Origin of the sequence: Marinobacter xestospongiae (assembly GCF_023156385.1) — a bacterium.
GTDB lineage: Bacteria > Pseudomonadota > Gammaproteobacteria > Pseudomonadales > Oleiphilaceae > Marinobacter > Marinobacter xestospongiae.
In genome coordinates this window covers 1-20676 of the sequence record NZ_JAKZAK010000020.1, presented here as the reverse complement: position 1 = coordinate 20676, position 20676 = coordinate 1, and the positions used below count along the sequence as shown (strand labels likewise).

15 protein-coding genes are annotated in these 20676 nt (G+C 60.4%); 8 read left to right on the top strand and 7 right to left on the bottom strand.

Annotated features, from left to right (window positions below):
• Window positions 1-30 precede the first annotated feature (30 nt).
• From MLD24_RS14655 to MLD24_RS14640, 4 genes are all read right to left on the bottom strand, one after another.
• Entirely contained in the window at window positions 31-810 is a 780-nt protein-coding gene (locus MLD24_RS14655) for a helix-turn-helix domain-containing protein (RefSeq protein ID WP_248167479.1), read from the bottom strand.
• A 20-nt stretch (window positions 811-830) separates the two neighbouring features.
• Complete coding sequence (locus tag MLD24_RS14650) at window positions 831-3005, bottom strand: carboxy terminal-processing peptidase (RefSeq protein ID WP_248167587.1); 2175 nt, start codon at window positions 3003-3005, stop codon at window positions 831-833.
• A gap of 370 nt (window positions 3006-3375) precedes the next feature.
• Window positions 3376-5526, bottom strand: a complete 2151-nt coding sequence (locus MLD24_RS14645) for a 3-hydroxyacyl-CoA dehydrogenase NAD-binding domain-containing protein (protein ID WP_248167476.1) — start codon at window positions 5524-5526, stop codon at window positions 3376-3378.
• A 32-nt stretch (window positions 5527-5558) separates the two neighbouring features.
• A complete protein-coding gene (locus MLD24_RS14640; protein ID WP_248167474.1) occupies window positions 5559-6767 on the bottom strand; it encodes an acetyl-CoA C-acetyltransferase in 1209 nt (402 codons plus the stop codon).
• A gap of 247 nt (window positions 6768-7014) precedes the next feature.
• Between MLD24_RS14640 and MLD24_RS14635 the strand changes: the two genes are divergently transcribed.
• The gene (locus MLD24_RS14635; RefSeq protein ID WP_227171614.1) at window positions 7015-7293 is read left to right on the top strand and encodes a late competence development ComFB family protein; all 279 of its coding nucleotides are present in this window, start codon (window positions 7015-7017) and stop codon (window positions 7291-7293) included.
• Window positions 7294-7298: 5 nt separating this feature from the next.
• On the opposite strand, the gene MLD24_RS14630 is transcribed toward MLD24_RS14635, so the two are convergent.
• Window positions 7299-9719, bottom strand: a complete 2421-nt coding sequence (locus MLD24_RS14630) for a DUF349 domain-containing protein (protein ID WP_248167471.1) — start codon at window positions 9717-9719, stop codon at window positions 7299-7301.
• A gap of 310 nt (window positions 9720-10029) precedes the next feature.
• On the opposite strand from MLD24_RS14630, the gene MLD24_RS14625 reads away from it, so the two are divergent.
• A complete protein-coding gene (locus MLD24_RS14625) occupies window positions 10030-10536 on the top strand; it encodes a regulatory protein RecX (RefSeq protein ID WP_227171612.1) in 507 nt (168 codons plus the stop codon).
• Window positions 10537-10575: 39 nt separating this feature from the next.
• Here the strand turns inward: MLD24_RS14625 and mltF are convergent, their stop codons facing one another.
• Window positions 10576-12033 carry a membrane-bound lytic murein transglycosylase MltF gene (mltF, locus tag MLD24_RS14620; RefSeq protein ID WP_425562334.1) on the bottom strand — a complete coding sequence of 486 codons (1458 nt, stop codon included), beginning with the start codon at window positions 12031-12033 and terminating at the stop codon, window positions 10576-10578.
• A gap of 514 nt (window positions 12034-12547) precedes the next feature.
• On the opposite strand from mltF, the gene purL reads away from it, so the two are divergent.
• Both purL and MLD24_RS14610 read left to right on the top strand, forming a co-directional pair.
• The gene (purL, locus tag MLD24_RS14615; RefSeq protein ID WP_248167468.1) at window positions 12548-16450 is read left to right on the top strand and encodes a phosphoribosylformylglycinamidine synthase; all 3903 of its coding nucleotides are present in this window, start codon (window positions 12548-12550) and stop codon (window positions 16448-16450) included.
• 477 nt (window positions 16451-16927) lie between these two features.
• Complete coding sequence (locus MLD24_RS14610) at window positions 16928-17242, top strand: YqfO family protein (protein ID WP_227171610.1); 315 nt, start codon at window positions 16928-16930, stop codon at window positions 17240-17242.
• Window positions 17243-17259: 17 nt separating this feature from the next.
• Here the strand turns inward: MLD24_RS14610 and MLD24_RS14605 are convergent, their stop codons facing one another.
• Window positions 17260-17805 carry an NUDIX hydrolase gene (locus MLD24_RS14605; protein WP_227171609.1) on the bottom strand — a complete coding sequence of 182 codons (546 nt, stop codon included), beginning with the start codon at window positions 17803-17805 and terminating at the stop codon, window positions 17260-17262.
• 99 nt (window positions 17806-17904) lie between these two features.
• On the opposite strand from MLD24_RS14605, the gene MLD24_RS14600 reads away from it, so the two are divergent.
• From MLD24_RS14600 to purT, 4 genes are all read left to right on the top strand, one after another.
• Window positions 17905-18489 carry an NUDIX hydrolase gene (locus tag MLD24_RS14600; protein WP_227171608.1) on the top strand — a complete coding sequence of 195 codons (585 nt, stop codon included), beginning with the start codon at window positions 17905-17907 and terminating at the stop codon, window positions 18487-18489.
• Window positions 18490-18576: 87 nt separating this feature from the next.
• The gene (locus MLD24_RS14595) at window positions 18577-19104 is read left to right on the top strand and encodes a gamma carbonic anhydrase family protein (RefSeq protein ID WP_248167465.1); all 528 of its coding nucleotides are present in this window, start codon (window positions 18577-18579) and stop codon (window positions 19102-19104) included.
• 1 nt (window position 19105) lies between these two features.
• On the top strand, window positions 19106-19288 hold the full coding sequence (locus tag MLD24_RS14590) for a DUF1289 domain-containing protein (protein WP_227171606.1): 183 nt from the start codon (window positions 19106-19108) through the stop codon (window positions 19286-19288).
• 54 nt (window positions 19289-19342) lie between these two features.
• Window positions 19343-20536, top strand: coding sequence for a formate-dependent phosphoribosylglycinamide formyltransferase (gene purT / locus MLD24_RS14585; RefSeq protein WP_248167582.1), 1194 nt, complete (start codon window positions 19343-19345; stop codon window positions 20534-20536).
• Window positions 20537-20676: the final 140 nt, after the last annotated feature.

The following is a 20676-nucleotide window of genomic DNA, read 5'->3' as shown; positions in this document are numbered from 1 at the left end:
AGGCGTCTGCTTTAAGGGGGCTTTTAGGGACTATTTTCCCGTCGGGGGCTCGTTGTTCTCGGACGGGTCTTCGCCGCCCTGAGCGTTCCGCCAGCGGGCCATTTCCTGTTCCTGCTCTTCGACAAAATGCAGTGACATCTCGAAACTCTGGCGGGTGAATTCCAGTACCTTCTGGAACCCCTCGTCGGAGAGGTTTCTGGCATCATCGTGGCTGCGGAAAATGTTGATGAACTGGCGTTCCCGTTCGAACTGCAATGGCAGTCGGCCGACTCCCCAGTCGTTCAGCAGCTGCCAGACTTCCGGATTGTAGGTGCGTGCGGTACGCAGGATGAATGGAATCGGGTCGTTGCGGGCCACCAGCGCGGCCAGTCGCAGGATCAGTTCGAACGACAGGGTGGCGGTGCCGTTTTCGATCGCCTCCAGCACCGACTTGTCCCGGAGGTTGAGGGCGTCGCTCATCTCGTTGAGGGTCAGCCCCAGCACCTGACGGATATCACTGAGGGACTGACCCGCTGCCAGCATCATGCGGAGCTGGTCCTGGGATTTCATCAGGGCCTTGCCGAGGCGGATGGAGGTATCGGTGGATCGGGAGGCAAAGCGCAGGGCCGAACCGGTGAGGCCTGCGAGCCGATCAAACAGGGAGTCTTCGCGGCTGGAGGCCGGCCCGGAACGATCCGGGCCGGTGGGGGGCGGTGACAGCGCCGGATCGTCCAGGCGCTCCACCTGTTCCATGGACGTCATGGCGTGCATGGCGTCCATCAGCAGGCTTTCGATGGCACGGGCCCGGTTCTGGCTGTCGTCTTTGGCCATGAGTCGGTTCCCCGCGCCGGTCAGTTGGCCTGGGCGGCAATGGTTTCCATGGCGCCAATGGAAGCCAGTCGGCGATCCAGTTCCAGCATGTCGGCCATGATGTGGCCCCCTTCGCGGAGGATGAAGTCGAGCTCGTCTTCCTGGCCGTCCGGATCGGCAGCCTGGGCGGTTTGCCAGTCTTCCAGCTCCTCCAGCGTCTCGAACGTGCTTTCGCCCTGAATCTCCCGGCGGGCATTGGCGATGCGCAGGCGGGTATCCTCGATCTGCTGCAATTCAACCGCGCGCACGTCGGCATTCAGGCTGACGTAGTCCTGGGCGCGCTGCTCGGTGAGGAAGTCGATCTCCTGCTGCAGCAGTTGAAACTCCGGATCGGTGGCAAAACGCTCGTCGTGATTCTTGCGAAGCTGGTCGATGATGCCGCTGAAATCGAAGTAGCGGGTATGGGGCACCGCCTCGATCTGGTCCCAGGGCAGGGCGTGATCAAGGGCGTCCTCACCGATGCGGGAGAAGTCGACGCGGGACGGAATCTCAATGTCCGGCACCACGCCCTTGTGCTGGGTGGAGCCCCCCGAAACCCGGTAAAACTTCGACTGGGTGATCTTGAGCTGGCCGTGGTTGAGCGGTCGTACCGCCTGAACGGTGCCCTTGCCAAAGGTCTGGGAGCCCACCACCAGGCCGCGGCCGTAGTCCTGGATGGCGCCGGCGAAAATCTCCGAGGCGGATGCGCTCATGCGATTGACCATAACCACCATGGGGCCGTCATAGGACACGGTCGGGTCCTGGTCGGTCAGCACCTGCACGTCGTTATTGGCGTTGCGGATCTGTACCGTCGGACCCTCATCAATGAACAGGCCCACCAGGTCGTTGGCCTCGTGCAGGGCGCCGCCGCCGTTGTTGCGCAGGTCCACCACCAATCCATCGATCCCGTCGTCTTCAAGCTCATCGATCAGCTGACGGACATCGCGGGTGGTGCTCTTGTAGTTGGGGTCGCCTTTCTGCATGGCCCGGAAATCGGCGTAAAAGGTGGGAATGGTGATCACACCGATACGGTAGTTGCTGCCGTCGCGCTGGAGCTGAATCACCTCGCTGCTGGCGCTTTGCTCCTCCAGCTTGACCTGGTCACGCTTGATGGCAATGGTGCGGGTCATGCTGTCATCGGAGGCGCTGGCGGGGATGACTTCCAGGGTGACCACGGAATTGCGCGGGCCACGGATCAGGTCCACCACCTCGTCCAGGCGCCAGCCGATGACGTTGACCGGGGTGTCTTCGTCTTCCTGGGTCACCGAGACAATGCGATCTGCCGGCTGCAACTGGCCCTGCTTGGAGGCCGGTCCACCGGGGACCAGGCGAACCACCTTGGTGTATTCGTTGTCGCCCTGCAACACGGCGCCGATGCCCTCAAGGGAAAGGCTCATGTTGATGTTGAAGTTCTCCGAGGTGCGTGGCGAGAAGTAGGAGGTGTGCGGGTCCCACATGCCGGCGAAGGCGTTCATGTAGGCCTGAAAGGCGTCTTCACTGCGGGCCTGACGCGAGCGATTGAGTTGGCTCTCGTAGCGACGCTTGAGACTCTTCTCGATGTCTTCATCACTCTTGTCGGAAAGGCGCTGTGCCAGCACGGCGTTCTTGATACGCTTGCGCCATAGTTCGTCGAGCTCTTGCTGATTGGCGACCCAGTTGGCCTCGGAGCGGTCCAGCAGCAGCGATTCGTCTCGGTCGAAGTCGAGCTGGTCAATGCCTTGATTCACCAGCTCGAGTGCGAACTCCAGCCGCTCGATCACACGTTGCTGCACGGTGTTGTAGATATCGAAACCCGGTTGCAGGCGACCGGTCTTGAGGGCTGCACCCAGACCAAAACGAAGGGGTTCAAAGCGCTCCAGGTCTTGCTGAGTCAGATAGACCCGCTGACCATCCAGATAGTCGAGGTAGGCGTCGAAGACCTCACTCGACAGGCTGTCGTCGATGGACAGATCACGGAAGTGGGTGAACTGTAGCTGGCGGGCGATCAGAATGTTGGCGCGGGCCTGATCCACCGTCGGTGAGACGGGCTCATAACTGGCTTCGCGATCAATGCTGGCATGCAACGCCAGCGGGGCGATGCCGGTCATCAGTGCAATTGCCACGCCCCGTCCCAGTTTGCCCAGTCCTCCTGACCGGGTGTATCCGCGACGGGCTTTGCTACGTTCCGTAATCTTCATCATTGTAATTACCTGATTCTGGGGGTGGACCCCGCCGGGGAGCTTCCTTGACCGTTACGCTCCTGAGACTGTTTCAGATGCCACGCCACGACCCCGAGCGACAATCTTTGAAGACGCCTTTGGATACCCCCGGGATGTCCGCTGGCACCAGGCACAGACGGTTGGGGATATTCAAAGACCCTTCATTCATTGTAGGCAAGCGCCTACCCGGTTGCCATAGTCGACAACGGCTGTCAGGTGACAATCTGTACATCAATGGTGACGGTTGTCGCCGCCCCCGAGCATACAGAGAGATCTCGTGAAAACAAGGGGTTGCAAATTGGGGAGGGAAGGGGCCAGCTCCCCGGTCGGGAAGCTGGCAGGGATCAGATTACTTGAAGGGGGTGTTGGACTCGGCTTTCTCCACCAGCAGCGCCGGAGGGCTGAAGCGGTCGCCGTACTGGTCGGCCAGTTCGCGGGCCCGGTTGACGAAATCACGCAGGCCGTACTGGTTAATAAACTGAATGGCACCGCCGGTCCAGGGGGCGTAGCCAATGCCGAAGATGCTGCCGATGTTGGCGTCCTCGATCGAGCGCAGCACGTCCTCCTCCAGGCAGCGAACGGTTTCAATGGCCTGGATGAAGAGGATGCGGTCTTTCAGGTCCTGGAGCTGGACCTGAGGAGCCTTTTCCTGGTCGACGAACAGATTTTCCAGTTCCGGCCAGAGGAACTTCTTGCCTTTCTCCGGGTACTCGTAGAAGCCGGCACCGGCGGCCTTGCCCTTGCGGCCCTGGTTCTCGACCATCTGGTCGATCACGGCTTCCGCGGGGTGGGGAACCCAGGTGCCTCCGGCGGCCTCGGTGTCTTTGCGGCTTTGGGCACGAATGTGCTGCATCAGCGTCAGGCTGACCTCGTCGGAAATCGCCAGGGGCCCGACCGGCATGCCTGCCAGCACACCGGCATTCTCGATGCTGGACGGGTGAACGCCTTCCGCCAGCATGGCGATGCCCTCGTTGACGAAGGTGCCGAACACCCGCGAGGTGAAGAAACCACGGCTGTCGTTCACCACGATCGGGATCTTGCCGATCTGCAGCACATAGTCGAAGGCCCGGGCGAGGGTGTCGTCGGAGGTCTTTTCGCCCACGATGATCTCAACCAGTTGCATCTTGTCCACCGGTGAGAAAAAGTGCAGGCCAATGAAGTTCTCCGGCTTGCCGGAGGCCTCTGCCAACTGGGTGATGGGGATGGTGGAGGTGTTGGAAGCAAAGATGCCGTTGTCGGTGAGTCGAGGCTCAGCTTCCTGGGTAACCTTGGCTTTCAGGTCGCTGTCCTCGAACACGGCTTCGATGATCAGGTCACAGCCGGCCAGATCGTCGGCTGCGGCTGTCGCAGTGATTCGCGCCAGTACCTCCGCTTTCTGGTCTTCGGTCATCCGCTTGCGGCTGACTTTCTTGGCCAGCAACTGTTCAGAGTAGCTTTTGCCTTTCTCGGCGTTCTCCGCGGAGATGTCCTTCAGCACCACGTCGATGCCGCGGGTGGCGGTGGAGTAAGCAATGCCTGCGCCCATCATACCGGCACCCAGAATGCCCACCTTGCTGAAGCGGGCCTGGTCGATGCCCTGGGGGCGGCTGCCTCCGGCCTTGATGGCGTTGAGCTGGAACCAGAAGGTGCCGGTCATGTTCTTGGCAACCTGGCCGATCACCAGTTCGGCGAAGTAGCGGGTTTCAATTCGGCTGCCATTGTCGAAGTCAACCTGGCAACCTTCTACCGCGGCCGACAGGATACGTTCCGGTGCCGGGTAACAGCCTTTGGTTTTCTGTTTCAGCATGGCCGGTGCGATGGCCAGTTTCTGGGCCATGGCCGGATGATGGGGGGCGCCGCCGGGCAGCTTGAAGCCTTTCTTGTCCCAGGGCTGCTGGCAGCTGGGATTGGCATCGATAAAGGCCCGCGCCTTGCTGATCAGCTCATCGGCGGAGGTGGCCAGGTCATCGACGATGCCCGCTTTCAGGGCCGCTTTGGGAGCCACTTTCTTGCCTTCCATCAGGTACGGGAAAGCCGCTTCCAGACCGATCATTCGCGGCAGGCGCTGGGTGCCGCCACCGCCCGGGAGCAGGCCCAGGGTAACTTCCGGCAGACCCAGCTGGATGCGGTCATCGTCCAGCACGACCCGGTGGTGACAGGCCAGGGCGATTTCCAGTCCGCCGCCCAGGGCAGTACCGTTGATGGCGGCGACCACTGGTTTGCCGCAGGTTTCCAGTGCCCGCATGGAGCCCTTCAGTCCGTCCACCATGGACTCGAATTCCCGGGCCTGGTCGCGGGTTACCTGGTGCAGTTCGTTGAGGTCGCCGCCGGCGAAGAAGGTCTTTTTGGCGGAGGCGATGACAATGCCGCGAATACCCTCGAGATCAGCGCGGACACGCTCTACGGTCTCGGTCAGGGCGGTGCGGAACTCCGCGTTCATGGTATTGGCGGACTGGCCCGGCATGTCGATGGTCAGGGTGAGGATCTGGTCAGCACCCAAGTCGTAGCGAATAGCGCTCATAATCGGTTCTCCTGTCAGGTTCGGTCGTCGGCTCAGCAGCGTTCGATGATGGTGGCAATACCCATGCCGCCGCCCACGCACAGGGTGGCCAGGCCGAAACGCTGATCGCGTCGCTCGAGCTCATCGAGCAGGGTGCCGAGAATGATAGCGCCGGTGGCGCCCAGGGGATGGCCCATGGCAATGGAGCCGCCGTTGACGTTGACTTTGTCATCGGGCACGGACAGTTCCCGCTGGAACCGCATGACCACCGATGCGAAGGCTTCGTTGACCTCGAACAGGTCAATCTGGTCAGCGGTCATGCCGGCTTTTGCCAGCGCCTTGCGGGCGGCGGGGGCCGGACCGGTGAGCATGATGGTGGGGTCGGTGCTGGTGACCGCGGTGGCGACGATCCGGGCGCGGGGTTTGAGACCAAGCTCCTTGCCCTTGGCCTCGCTGCCAATCAGCATGGCTGTGGCGCCATCAACAATACCGGAGGAATTACCGGCGTGGTGGACGTGGTTGATCTGCTCAACGTAGTGGTATTTTTCCCGCGCGACACCATCGAAGCCCATCTCTCCCATCATCTGGAATGACGGTTTGAGCTGGCCGAGGGACTCCGTCGTGGTGTTGCCACGGACGTGTTCGTCGCGATCCAGGATAGTGACGCCATTCTGGTCCGTTACCGGCACGATGGAGCGGCTGAAATAACCCTTTTCCCAGGCGTTTGCGGCTTTCTGCTGGGAGCGCACGGCAAACTGGTCGACATCCTCGCGACTGAAGCCTTCGATGGTGGCGATCAGGTCGGCGCCAATGCCCTGGGGCATGAAGCCGGTGTGCAGATTGGTGGCCGGGTCCATTGCCCAGGCTCCGCCGTCGGAGCCCATCGGCACCCGGGACATGGCTTCCACGCCGCCTGCAACCACGAGGTCTTCCCAGCCGGAGCGGACCTTCATCGCCGCCAGGTTTACGGCTTCCAGTCCAGAGGCGCAGAAACGGTTGAGGGTGACGCCGGCAACCGCCTCGTCCCAGTCGGCGGCCAGTGCGGCGGTCTTGGCGATATCGGCACCCTGGTCACCCACAGCGGTGACACAGCCCAGGACGATGTCATCAACCTGAGCGGTGTCCAGGCTGTTTCTCTGCTGCAACGCGTTGAGGACGGTGGTCATCAGGGTGATGGGCTTGACGCTGTGGAGGGCGCCGTCTTTCTTGCCACGGCCTCGGGGCGTGCGCACTGCATCGAAGATGTAGGCCTCGGTGCTCATGTTGTTTCCTCTGGTGTTGTTAGTCTTGGTCGCTAACCATAGCGGTTCGTTCCTTGGCTGTGTAATGACAGGCTCTGCCAATCCAATTAGCGAAAGCGCTCAGGTCGGGCAGTCCGCACTGGTTGCGGTGGGGTCTGGAGGCTATGGTTAGGGAGGCTGCGTTGACATTCCGGTGCGAGATGCGCGATTCCGGTAGGTTGGCCAGCTGAGAAGGTTAACCAATGGTGTGGTCGGGAGGAGCGAGCCGATGTCGTTACTTGATGCGATAGATAACTTTAACGAGCGCCTGGTCGCCGATGCGCTGGAGGCGGCGCGACAGCCGGAGGATGATCCGGCGTTTCTGGCCGATGTCATGTGTGTTGCGCTTAACCAGCTGCCGCCGCGTTACTACCGTCACACCATTGACATGAGGTTTTACCTGTCCGACCAGGAGCTGGAGGAAATGAAGGAGCGGGCCCGGTCCGAGGTTGACCGGGCCTACGCGTTCGTTCGTACCAACCAGCGGGAGCCGGGCACGGACGAGTAGGGGCGTTAGAGGTTCTTCAGTGCCTGCAACAGGCGCTGTTGCAGCTCAGGCGTTCGCTGTTCCGAGGCCTGGGTCAGGCACCAGGCGGCGACCAGAGATTCCAGCTGGTCGCTGGTGCTGCCGGAGTTGGAACCACCGCCGAGTCCTTCGGACAGGCGCTGTACCTGGATCTCCATGCGCTGGGCCTGATCGCTGTCCGGTGACGGCGTCTCGGTGAGGATTTCGGCGCGGATCACGATGTCCTGGGCCGACAGTGCTTGCAGCTCCGTACTGCGTTTCTGCCAGTCTTTCTTCTGCTGCTCCGGTTCGCCGTCGCCGCTGACGAGATCCATCCATTGCTCCACACGAGCCCTGAATTTGGCGGACTCCAGCAGCACCGTGAGCCGATCCCGTTCCGAACGGGCGCGTTCAGCCATGGCCTTCGACAGTGGCGACTGCTGCAGGGTTTGCAGACGGTTGCGGGCGTCCACCAGCGCAGATTCGGGCGCCAGGCCATCGAGGGCAGCGGTCTCTGTCAGCAGGGTTTCCAACTGGTCTTCCGCTTCCCGGGACTGTTGTTCCTGTTGATTGCGCTGAGCTTCGCGACGGGCAAAAATGTCGTCACAGGCCTGGCGGAAGGCGCGCCAGAGCTTGCGGTCCTCGCGGTGACGGGTAACGCCAATGTCACTCCACTCGGTTTGCAGGGCCTTGGCCTGATCCATGGCATCCCGCAGGGGCTCGTGACTGATCAGTGCCTGGGCGCGGTCAACGATGTCCTGCTTCAGGGCTTCGTTACGGCCACGTTCTTCGTTCAGTGGCGCTTCAATACGCTGGATCAGGTCGTCGAAACGTTTTTGCACCGACCGGTTGTCGCGGAACTCCACCGGCCAGGCGGCTTTCCATTCGTTGCGGGCGGTCCGCAGGATCTGGTCGACGGCTTTCCAGTCGACGCTCTGCCAGTCGGCGTTGTCGACGAATACCTGCAGCTCGTCGCAAATGGCTTCCCGTTTCTGCAGGTTGTTCTGTTTCAGGCCGGACTTGGCCGCGAAATAGGCCTTGCACGGCTCATAGGCACGATCAGAAGCCTGCTTGAACCGGGTCCACAGGTTGCGATCTGACGAACCGCCGAGGTTGCGCCATTCGTGTTGCAGTTCGCGGATGCGTTCGGCCTTGGCTTCAGGCTCAATGGGCTGTTCCGCCAGGTATTCCATTTGCTCGCAGAGTGCTTCCTGCTTGGGCTGGGTTGCAAATCCCTGCCAGTCATTGAGTTCCCGCAGGCGACCGCCAAGCACCTGCAGGCGGGCGTTGAGTGTCCTGCCATTGTGCTGAGACAGCGCTTTGTGTTGTTGCTGGGCTTTCTTGAACAGTTGGCGGGAGTCCTTCAGGCGGTCCGCTTCCAGGGCCTGCTCCAGGGTATCCAGAGTGGCCTTCAGCTCCTTGACCAGGGCTTTCTGGTCATCGGCGGGCTGCACCGGGGCCGGGGCTGGCTGGCGGGCCCGAAGCTGAGCCACCAGGGTCTCAATAGGTTCCGGGCGAGGGAAACCAGTCGGCCAGTCAATGTCGTTGAGCAGCGTCTTGATGGCAGCACTCTGCTCGTCGCCATCCTCGCGGGAGGTCAGGGCCTCTATGTCGGCGGTTTTCTGGCTCAACCGTCGGGCCGCTGCCAGGTAGGCTTTGAGAGCCTGCATTGCGGATTCGTAGCGCTTCTGTTCGGTCTTGTCGACGCTGGTCTCCCGGGTCGCTTCCAGCCAGCGGTTCTCCTGGGTTTTCTGCAGCGCATCCAGTGACGCAACGGAGGGAGAGGATTCGCCGGGCTGGCGGAGGCCTGAAAGGGTGTCCTCCAGCAGGCCCAAGGTATCCGCCCGCTCGCGGGCCTGGTCGATATGGCGTGCCTGCTCTGCCGCTTCCGCCTTCAGGGCGTCAGCACGTTCGCGGCATGCCTGGAAGGCGCTGAGGAAGTCGGTATTGTTCTGGGGGCTGGCCTGCTGGCTAACCTCCTGCCATTGTTGGTGCAGTGCTTCGAGCCGGGCCTGGAACAGCTTGGTATCATCACTGCGGGCCTGATCCCGGGCATTCTGGATCAGTGCCTGAATGCGGGTCTGAAGCCTGGCTTCCGCCTCTTCGCTCTGGCGCAGGTCCTGCAATTTCTGGCGTGCAATCTGGAAGACGGCTTTGTCTTTCCCTTTGGCCAGTTTTTGCAGGCGTTGCAGGGCGTCCGGAGAGTCGATGGCCTGGGCAGCCTGACGACGGATGTCCGCTGTCACCCCCTGACTGGCCAGTGTTTCCAATTGCTCAATTGACGGAGAGGCTGATAACTGGCGTTGTTGCTCGGCCCTGAGTTCATCCTGTCGATCCGGTTGCGGTTCGGCCTCTGGTACGGCGGCCTTGGGGGCCGGGGCAGTCGGTTGTTTGCGACTCTTGAACAGCTTCTGGATGAATGCGGCCATAGCGGTATCCTTAATGTTGAAACCCGGGAGCCCTTGCGCCACACCACATTGCCCGCGGATAACCAGCCTCGTTCACGCTTGTGTCGCAACTGCTTGAAAGGCCTCGGCCATTGCTGCAAAGTCGCGGCTTATTGGTGAACCGCGCTGATCGTCCAGGACGATCCGGGGTGGTTCAGAGGCTCCCCAGACATCGGTGTCCGGCCATTGTGGCCGGCACCACTCATCGGTCCTGCCGGCTGCGCCGGAGTCCGGTTGGGGGAGTGATCGCGCGCTAGTCTAGCGCTTTGTTCGTGCGGGCGGGAAGAGTCAATTGGCAAATCGGGGTAAACCGGAGGATCCGGAACAGCTGGCAAAATCCATCGCCCTGCGCCTGCTGGCGCGGCGTGAACACAGTCGGTTCGAGCTGGCCACCAAGCTGCGACAACGGCGGGTGGACAGCCGTGTGATTGATCCGGTTCTGGATGAATTCGAGGCTGAAGGCTGGCTCAGCGACGAGCGATTCGCCGATGTGTACGCTCGTCAGCGCTTCGAACTGGGCTATGGACCATTGCGGATTCGCAGCGAACTGCAACAGCGAGGCATCCGTTTCACTCCGGCGTGTATAAACGATGTGTCCGAGCACCGCTGGCGGCAACAGGCAATTGCTGTCCGGCGGCGACGGTTTGGGCTGACGGACCTTCGGGACGACTGGAAAGAGAAGGGGCGCCAGGCCCGGTTCCTTTCCCAGCGGGGCTTCAGCGGCGAGCAGGTGGAACAGGCGCTGGAGATCACCGGGCCTGAAGACGATGAGTTGGGCCTGGCTGACTACCCACACTGACTGCCGATACCGGCGAACAGTACTGGCAACCAGTGCCGACTACAGCGTGGGAGGGGTCACCCCAAGGGATTTGGGCAGGCTGGGATGGCTGTCATCCAGTGTCTGGCCCTCGCCGATCACCATGTCTTCCGACAGCGAGGGCACCTCCTGGCTGGCCAGGTGTTCCGTGTTCTGGGCCGGGTCCCGCATCCACGCCAGCACGTCGTAATAGCGGCGAATGTTCTGCACATAGATCACCGGCTCGTAGCCTCGGGCGTAACCAAACCGGGTCTTGCTGTACCACTCTTTCTGGGCCAGCAATGGCAGGAACTCCTTCACGTCCATCCAGCGATCAGGATCTTTGCCGGCGCCCTCGGTGAGGCGGCGGGCATCTTCAAGGTGGCCAAAGCCAACGTTGTAGGATGCCAGCGCAAACCAGGTCCGGTCCGGCTCGGGGATGCGATCGGGAATGCGGTTGTAAACCATGGTGAAGTAGCGGGCGCCACCCTCCACACTCTGTTTTGGGTCCAGGCGATTGTCGATGCCAACGTAGCTGGCGGTGTTGCGGGTCAGCATCATCAGGCCTCGAACGCCCGTTGGCGAGACCGCATTGGGGCGCCAGTGGGATTCCTGATAGCCGATGGCCGCCAGCAGTCGCCAGTCCAGATCGTGACGATCGGCGAACTCCCGGAACAGGTCTTCATAACGGGGCAGTCGGTTACGAACGTGGTGAACAAAGGTGCGGGCGCCGACGTAATTGAGACGATCCAGATGGCCGTAGTAGCGCTCTTTCAGTTGGGCCAGGGTGCCATCGCTGGCCAGTTCACCAAGAAAGCCTTCAACCGCCTCGACCAGGGATGGGTCCTGCTCCGCTGGCAGCAGCCAGGCCAGGTTCTCAGGCTCGTTGAGACTGAACGCTTTTTTCACGGCAGGAAAGAACACATGGTTGATCGCCAGTTCGTTGGAGGCGATCACAGCCACCGGCAACTCTCCCGATTCCACCCGTTCCAGGATACCGGCGGCATCCAGCTCAGGGTGCTGTTGCCATTCCAATCCAGGTACCTCAGCTTTCAGTGCTTCGAGGTGAGGCAAGTGATTACTGTCGGCAATGAGATGCAGCGGCGTGCCGGCCAGATCAGCCACGGATTCCGGGCGCGGGGTGTCGCGATTGTAGATCACCACTGATTCCGCGCTCAGGCCAATGGGCACGGCTCGGAATCGGTCGCTGTATACCGGGTTGTCGGCAAAGCCGGCGAGGCCAATGTGGGCGTAATTGCGATCAAGCACCGACAGGATCTCGGTGTTGTCGTCGGCGACCCGAACCCGGAGTTCCACGCCCAGGTGATCGGCAAAGCGCTTGGCCAGCTCGTACTCGAAGCCTGCGGGGCCATCCCGGTCTTCGTAATAGATGGAGGGCGCATTGCGGGTAATGACGTGCAACACACCCTCGGACCGGATTTCAGCCAGGGTCGTGGGGCGTGAGCAGCCACCAATCAGCAGCGAGCTGAACAGCGTCAGCCAGAACAGGCGCGCCTGCCAGTACTGCCCGCTCAGCAGGTGTTGAATTGTTGCCAAATCCATTGTCTCCCGTACGACGGTACCGAGGTGATGGTGCCTCACTCAGGCCGAAACGATCGTGATGTCCAACCCCTGGTTTCCTCACGGATGCCTGGTTGGTCGCCCCGGACAGCACGCGGGTAGGCGATCCTTGCCTGACTGAATACTCGCCCAGCTGTCACGTCGGGTCAATTGCGCTGATTAAAAACTGTGCAAAACTTGGCGTATTGTACGTGGTATCCACGGTACTGAAGTGGCTGCATTGACGTGTTTGGTCCGCGTGGCCAGTTGATAACACCAGTGTGGGGGCTGGGCGGCGATTTACAAATCCTGCATTGGTCGGATTCCCCGCCGTTGGTCTCTGTATCCACGCAGCGCTTTCCAGTATTATGGCCGCCGTTCAGATCGACAGGTGTTCCGGCTCAATTGGCGGGACACGCCTGATTCCCAGACTCGCGCGATACAGGTTTAAACCATGCTGGAACTTCGCGGCGCTCCGGCGCTCTCGCCTTTCCGTTCTCAGAAACTCCTTGCCCAGCTCCAGGCTGCTGTTCCTGAGGTGGCTCATGTCTATGCGGAATTCATGCACTTCACAGACCTCGATGCGCCGCTGGCGCCCGAGGAAGAGCAGGTTCTGACCCGACTGCTGACCTACGGCCCGAGCGTGGCGGTGGAAGAGCCGGAGGGTATTCTGTTCCTGGTTGTTCCGCGGCCGGGTACGGTATCACCCTGGTCCAGCAAGGCAACCGATATCGCCCGTAACTGCAACCTCAAGCAGATTCGTCGTATTGAGCGGGGCACAGCGTTTTATATTCAGGCGTCTGCCAAGCTGGGACTGGAGCAGCGTGAGCAGATCGCTACTCTGCTGCACGACCGTATGACCCAGAAGGTGTTCCATGAAATGGGCGGCGCCGAGTTGCTGTTCCATCGTGAGGAGCCGCGGACCCTCAATCGGGTGAGTATTCTGGCTGGCGGTCGCAAGGCGCTCGAGCAGGCGAACCGTGAGCTGGGACTGGCACTCGCGGACGATGAGGTGGATTACCTGGTTGAGGCCTTCACGGGCCTGCAGCGTGATCCGACCGACGTCGAGCTGATGATGTTTGCCCAGGCCAATTCGGAGCACTGTCGTCACAAGATATTCAATGCGTCCTGGGATATTGATGGCGAGGCTCAGGAAAAGTCGCTGTTTGCGATGATACGCAATACCCATGAAATGAATGGCGAAGGCGTGTTGTCGGCCTACAAGGACAATGCTGCGGTGATCGAGGGCAGTCGCGCGGGGCGCTTCTACCCGCAAGCCGATTCCGGTGTTTATCGCTACCATGAGGAAGATGTTCACATCCTCATGAAGGTGGAAACCCACAACCATCCCACCGCTATCTCGCCGTTTGCCGGTTCTGCCACCGGTTCCGGTGGTGAGATCCGTGATGAGGGCGCAACCGGACGTGGCGCCAAACCCAAGGCGGGTCTGACTGGCTTTACTGTGTCCAACCTGAATCTGCCAAACGATCCCCAGCCCTGGGAAGGCGGTTACGGCAAGCCGGACCGCATCGCTTCGGCCCTGGATATCATGATCGAGGGGCCGATTGGGGGCGCTGCGTTCAACAACGAGTTTGGTCGTCCCGCTCTGGCTGGTTATTTCCGTACCTTTGAAGAGAAGGTGGCCGGACCGGAAGGCGAGGAAGTGCGTGGCTACCACAAGCCGATCATGATTGCCGGTGGCATGGGTAACATCCGTGCCGACCATGTTGAGAAGGGCACCATCCCGGTTGGCGCCAAGCTGATTGTGCTGGGCGGACCGTCGATGCTGATCGGCCTGGGTGGTGGCGCCGCGTCCTCCATGGATTCCGGTTCCAGCCATGAGAACCTGGACTTCGCATCGGTCCAGCGGGACAACCCGGAAATGGAGCGTCGCTGCCAGGAAGTGATTGACCGCTGCTGGCAGATGGGCGAGGCCAATCCGATCAGCTTTATCCACGACGTCGGCGCCGGCGGTCTGTCCAACGCCATGCCTGAGCTGGTGAAGGACGGTGGCCGTGGTGGCAAGTTCGAGCTGCGGGATATTCCCAACGACGAGCCTGGCATGTCACCACTGGAAATCTGGTGCAACGAGTCCCAGGAGCGCTACGTGCTGGCGGTGGCTCCAGACCAGCTGGAGCGTTTCGACGCCATCTGTCGACGCGAGCGGTGCCCGTACGCGGTGATTGGTGAGGCAACCGAGACCCATCACCTGGAGCTGGCCGACTCCTACTTCAACGACAAGGCGGTCGACCTGCCCATGGACGTGCTGTTCGGCAAGCCGCCGAAAATGCACCGCAGTGTCGCTCGCTCTTCGTTTACCAAGCCGATCTTTGACAGTTCCGAGATTGATCTGGGCGACGCCATCCGGCGCGTGTTGCGGCTGCCTTCGGTGGGCAGCAAGAGCTTCCTGATCACCATCGGTGATCGCACCATCACCGGTTTGGTCGCCCGTGACCAGATGGTTGGTCCCTGGCAGGTGCCGGTGAGTGACGTGGCGGTTACGGCGACCTCTTTTGATGTCACCACCGGGGAAGCCATGGCGATGGGTGAGCGCACACCAGTGGCGACGATTGATTCGCCTGCGTCCGGTCGCATGGCGGTGGGTGAAACCATCACCAACTTGGCGGCAGCGCCTATTGGGCGGATTGCCGATATTCGCCTGTCAGCCAACTGGATGGCGGCAGCCGGTCACCCGGGTGAAGACGAAAACCTCTACGAAACCGTAAAAGCGGTTGGAATGGAACTGTGTCCCGCGCTGGGAATTGCCATCCCGGTCGGCAAGGATTCCATGTCCATGAAGACCGTCTGGGACGAGGACAACGGTGAGCAGAAGAGCGTGACCTCGCCGCTGTCACTGATCGTCAGTGGCTTTGCGCCGGTGACTGATGTGCGTCGTACTTTGACTCCGCAGCTGCGCTCTGACGCTGGTGAAACCGATTTGATCCTGGTGGACCTGGCGGCCGGCCAGAACCGTCTGGGTGGTTCCGCGTTGGCGCAGGTCTACGGCCAGGTGGGTGCGGTGGCACCGGACCTGGACGATCCTGAAGATCTGAAAGCGTTCTTTGCGGTGATCCAGGGTCTCAACAGTGATGGCAAGCTTTTGGCCTACCACGACCGTTCGGATGGCGGGCTGTTCGTCACCCTGACGGAGATGGCGTTCGCCGGCCACGTTGGCATTGATGCCAAGCTGGATGGTCTGGCGGAAGAATCGTCCCAGTTTGCCCGTGAGCTGTTCAACGAGGAACTGGGCGCGGTGATTCAGGTTCGTCGGGAAGACACCGAATTTGTGCTGCAGCAGTTCTCCGGAGCGGGGCTGGGGGAACATACCTCGGTGATCGGTACGCTGAATGTGGACGACCGGGTGCGGTTTACCTTTGGGGATGATCCGGTCATTGATGAACCCCGTGCTGAGCTCCAGCGGTTGTGGGCAGAGACCAGCTACCGCATTCAGTCGCTGCGGGACAACGCCGATTGCGCCCAGGAAGAGTTTGATAACCTGCTGGACGCCGAAGACCCGGGTCTCCACGCTGAGTTGACTTTTGATATCAACGAAGACGTGGCAGCGCCATACATCAACACCGGACAGCGTCCAAGGGTGGGCGTGTTACGTGAGCAGGGTGTCAATGGGCAGGTTGAAATGGCCGCCGCTTTTGATAGGGCCGGTTTCGAGTCAGTCGACGTTCACATGAGCGATCTGCTGTCCGGTCGGGTCAGTCTGGACGGCTTCAAGACTCTGGTAGCCTGCGGCGGCTTCTCCTATGGTGATGTATTGGGCGCGGGCGAGGGCTGGGCCAAGTCGATCCTGTTCAACGATCGGGTACGTGACCAGTTCGCTGCGTTCTTTGATCGCGATGACACCCTGACCCTTGGTGTGTGCAATGGCTGCCAGATGTTGTCCAACCTCCACGAGCTGATCCCCGGCAGCGACGGCTGGCCGCGCTTCGTGCGTAACCAGTCTGAGCAGTTCGAGGCGCGCCTGGCGATGGTTGAGGTGGCAGAGTCCAACTCGGCGTTCCTGGATGGCATGGTCGGCTCCCGCATGCCGATTGCTGTGGCTCATGGTGAGGGGCGTGCCGAGTTTGCCTCGGGGTCGGCTGAACAGCTGGCCGGCGACCAACTGGTGGCGTTGCGTTACGTTGATAACCGAGGCCAGGTGACCGAGCGTTATCCGTACAACCCCAATGGTTCGCCGGCAGGTATTTCCGGTGTGACCAGCCAGGACGGTCGGGTCACCATCATGATGCCCCACCCAGAGCGGGTATTCCGGGCACCTCAGTTCTCGTGGCGTCCAGACGAGTGGCGTGAAGACGGTCCCTGGCTGCGGATGTTCCGCAATGCCCGGCGCTGGCTTGGCTGATCCGGTTTGACGGATTCCGGCGGTTGAACTAAAACCGGTCATGGGCGGTGCGGGCAAGGCACCTTCCATGACCGGTTTTTTTGTATTCATTACCAGGGAGAGGAAATGTGTCGCGGTTTGATGCAGTCCTGCGTCAAAAATCAATAGAAAAATTGGTCATAAACGTTGATTTTTTACTTGACTCGCGATTTTTATGCACATTCCATCCCGCCGTTATGGCCTCTGTCGCCTGATTGCGCCCGTTTCTTGCCATCGCCGGGAGCAGTCAAGTAACCTGTTGAAATTAATGAACTTATTGTATTAGGTGAATTTGTCGCCAATTTGTCTTGATGCCAGTAATTCTGGGGGATTAGAGGCTCTACCCCAAATTTTCCCACAGACTTATCCACAGAATCTGTGGGTAACTCTCTGGTTGATTGGTTTGTACAAAATATAGACGACGGATGCGAACCGTCCAGGCAGCCAACGGAGGCGTGTGTGTTCAAGCTGTGTTTCTTTGTGCCGGAATCTCACCTGGAACAAACCAAGCGAGCATTGTTTGAGGTGGGGGCGGGTCGTATTGGCGATTACGATTGTTGCGCCTGGCAAACTCTGGGGCAGGGCCAGTTTCGGCCGCTGGATGGTAGTCAGCCGTTTCTGGGCGAGCGCGGCGAGCTGGAAGTCGTCAGCGAGTACAAGGTTGAGCTGGTTTGTGAGGATGGGCTGATCGCGCGCGCGGTTGAGGCCCTGAAGGCCGCGCACCCTTACGAGGAACCGGCCTACGAAGTGTATCGTCTGGAAGAGTTACCCTGATCGTCGGTCTGCGATGATTACTTTTTGCCCAGACGGAAGCGGATATCGCTGACGTGGACGGGAAAGTGTTCATTGTCGGTATCGGCAATAAACAGCTCCAGAGTCCGTTTGACCGTGGGGAACGAGATGTCATCCCAGGGGATCTCGTCCAGCCCGAATAGCCGGCTTTCCAGGGATTCCTCTCCCACCCCATATTCGCCATTCTTCAGCGTGGCCCGGTAGAACATATGGACCTGGTCGATGTGGGGAACGTGGATGATGGTGTAGAGGTCGTCAATATTGACGTCAGCCAGGGCCTCTTCCCAGGTTTCCCGCGCCGCCGCCTCCAGGGTGGTCTCCGAGTTCTCCATGAAACCGGCAGGCAGGGTCCAGTAACCGTACCTGGGCTCGATAGCCCGTCGGCACAGCAATATCTGGCCATTCCAGATGGGCACGGTACCGGCGACGATACGGGGATTCTGGTAGTGTATGGTCTCGCAGCTGGGGCATACGTAGCGGGGACGGTTGTCGCCCTCCGGAATTCGGTGCTCGACGGTATGGCCGCAACTGCTGCAGTATTTCATTGAGTTCCTCGTATACTGTTCCGGTGGATGCCGGAACAGTGTATCCCCCTCATCCGCCGCTGTCTCATCTGTTCCTTTTCTGCATTAGGGAGTTGTGAATTGCGAGACCTTCTAACCGAACGCCTGGCTGGCTATGCCCCCCGACAGCTGGCGCTGGACTACCCTGAAGCTGGTGTGCTGGTCCCGGTAACCGATAACCCTGGCAATCCCGAGCTGGTGTTTACTCTGCGTTCTGCCAACCTCAAGACCCATCGCGGTCAGGTGGCTTTCCCCGGTGGTAAACGGGACAGCGATGACGCCTCCCTGACCGCGACCGCGTTGCGGGAGACTCATGAGGAGATCGGGCTGGCTCCGGATCTGGTGCAGGTTGTGGCGCCCTTGAGTCAGGTGATGTCCCGTCATGGCATTCTGGTGACGCCGTTTGTCGGCGTGATTCCCAAACACTCGGAGCTGATGGCCAACCCGGCGGAGATTGAAAGCATCTTCCAGGTGCCCATCGAGTTCTTCCTTGCCGATGAGCGTGAGCGGACCGACGTCATTACCTTTTTGAATCACACCCTTCATGTGCCTTGCTACCGCTGGGATCGCTATCAGATCTGGGGGTTGTCAGCGATCATTCTGGTCGACTTCCTGAATGCTGTGTACGATGCCGGCATCGACCTGTTGGAGCCAAGGCGCCCCTGACCGGCGGCTGCCAATCGGCATGGTTTGGCCAGCTCGGGCGGCCACGGGGGTTCCCGCGTCATAAAAATAACGATGAGGAGAGACTGTATGTTGTACGAACTGGCGGATCGCCGTCCTGAGTTTCGCGGCGAAGGGCAGTTTGTGGCGGAGAACGCCACCGTTATTGGTAGCGTAGTGTTGGAGGAGCGCAGCAGCGTCTGGTTCAACGTTGTGATCCGCGGTGACAACGACCTGATTACCATCGGACCTGAAAGCAATGTGCAGGACGGGACCGTTATCCATACCGATGCCGGCATCAAGGTGACGCTGGGTCGTGGTGTCACGGTTGGCCATAAGGCCATGCTCCATGGCTGCGAAATTGGCGATTATTCGCTGATTGGCATCAATGCGGTGGTGTTGAATGGGGCCCGGATTGGCAAGCACTGCCTGATCGGTGCCAACACCCTGATTCCCGAAGGTATGGTCGTGCCGGATGGGTCGATGGTGATTGGTTCACCGGGGCGAATCAAAAAAGAGCTGAACGATAACCAGAAGAAAATGCTGGAACTGAGCGCTGCCCACTATGTTCAGAATGGTGAGCGTTATCGTTCCAGCTTGAAGGTAATAGGAGACTGAAGTGAATCGACAGGACCGGGTGGCTTCACCCTGCGTCAGTATCTGCGCGCTGGATGAGCAGGACGTCTGTATTGGTTGTCATCGCACTGGCGATGAAATCCTGCGCTGGACCCAGATGAGCAATGACGAAAAGCGGGAAGTTCTGGTCAAGGTCGCCCAGCGGGAGCGGGCGGTCTCGCTCTGATCGCGTCAGTCCGGCAACAGATCATCTATCAATAGGGGAGTAAGCATCGTGAGCATGGATTCAACGGTCAGCCTGGGAACGCCACTGAAAGGCAACGCCTATCGGGTACTGATGTGCGGTTCCGGAGAGCTCGGCAAGGAAGTGGTCATCGAGTTGCAGCGACTGGGGGTGGAAGTGATCGCGGTGGATCGCTACGCCAATGCGCCAGCCATGCAGGTGGCCCATCGTAGCCATGTCATCGATATGCTCGATGCGCAGCAGCTTCGGAAGGTCATTGAGCAGGAGCGCCCCAATCTGGTCGTGCCGGAGATTGAGGCTATCGCAACACCCGAACTGGTGCGCCTGGAGGAAGAGGGCTACAACGTTGTGCCCACTGCCCGGGCGGTGAACCTGACCATGAACCGTGAAGGCATTCGCCGGCTGGCAGCGGAAGAGCTGGGACTGCCGACGTCGCCCTACCAGTTTGCGGATTCCGAAGAGAGCTTCATGGCAGCGGCGGAAGCCATTGGTCTGCCTCTGGTGGTTAAGCCGGTGATGAGTTCGTCCGGTAAGGGACAAAGTACAGTAAAGAACCAAAGTGAGCTTAAGGCCGCCTGGGATTATGCCCAAACCGGTGGGCGTGCGGGTAAAGGACGGGTCATCGTGGAAGGGTTTGTGCCTTTTGACTATGAGATCACGCTGTTGACGTTGCGCCATCGTGATGGTGTCAGCTTCTGCGACCCCATCGGCCATCGTCAGGAAGATGGCGACTACCGGGAGTCCTGGCAGCCTCAGCCCATGAGCGACAAGGCGCTGGCTCGTTCCCGGGAGATCGCCGCAGCGGTAACAGAGAACCTCGGTGGCTATGGGATATACGGGGTTGAACTGTTTGTGCGGGGCGATGATGTCTATTTTTCTGAAGTGTCGCCGCGACCACACGATACTGGCCTGGTCACTCTGGTGTCCCAGGACCTGTCGGAGTTTGCGCTTCATGCCCGGGCGATCCTTGGGTTGCCGGTTCCGTCGATTCGCCAGCTTGGGCCGGCGGCGTCTGCGGTGGTATTGCCCGAAGGGGAGTCGACGGCTCCTGCCTATTCTGGGCTTGAGCAGGCGCTGAGCGAAAGCGATGTACAGCTGCGGCTGTTTGGTAAACCGGAACTGTCTGGTCGCCGTCGGATGGGAGTGGCCCTGGCGAAAGGGGATTCCGTAGAGGAGGCCAAGGATAAAGCGATGCGCAGCGCCGCCGCTATTAAGGTCTCGTTGGGCTGAAGCATGCTCACTTAACAAGGTTTTTGAGATTTCTTCAAAAACCTTGTTGACGACCACCGAGAAGTCTGTAGAATGCGCATCTCTTTCGAGGGGCAAGCCGGTCAGGCGGGCTCGGAATCGAAAGGCAACCGTTTGGTTTT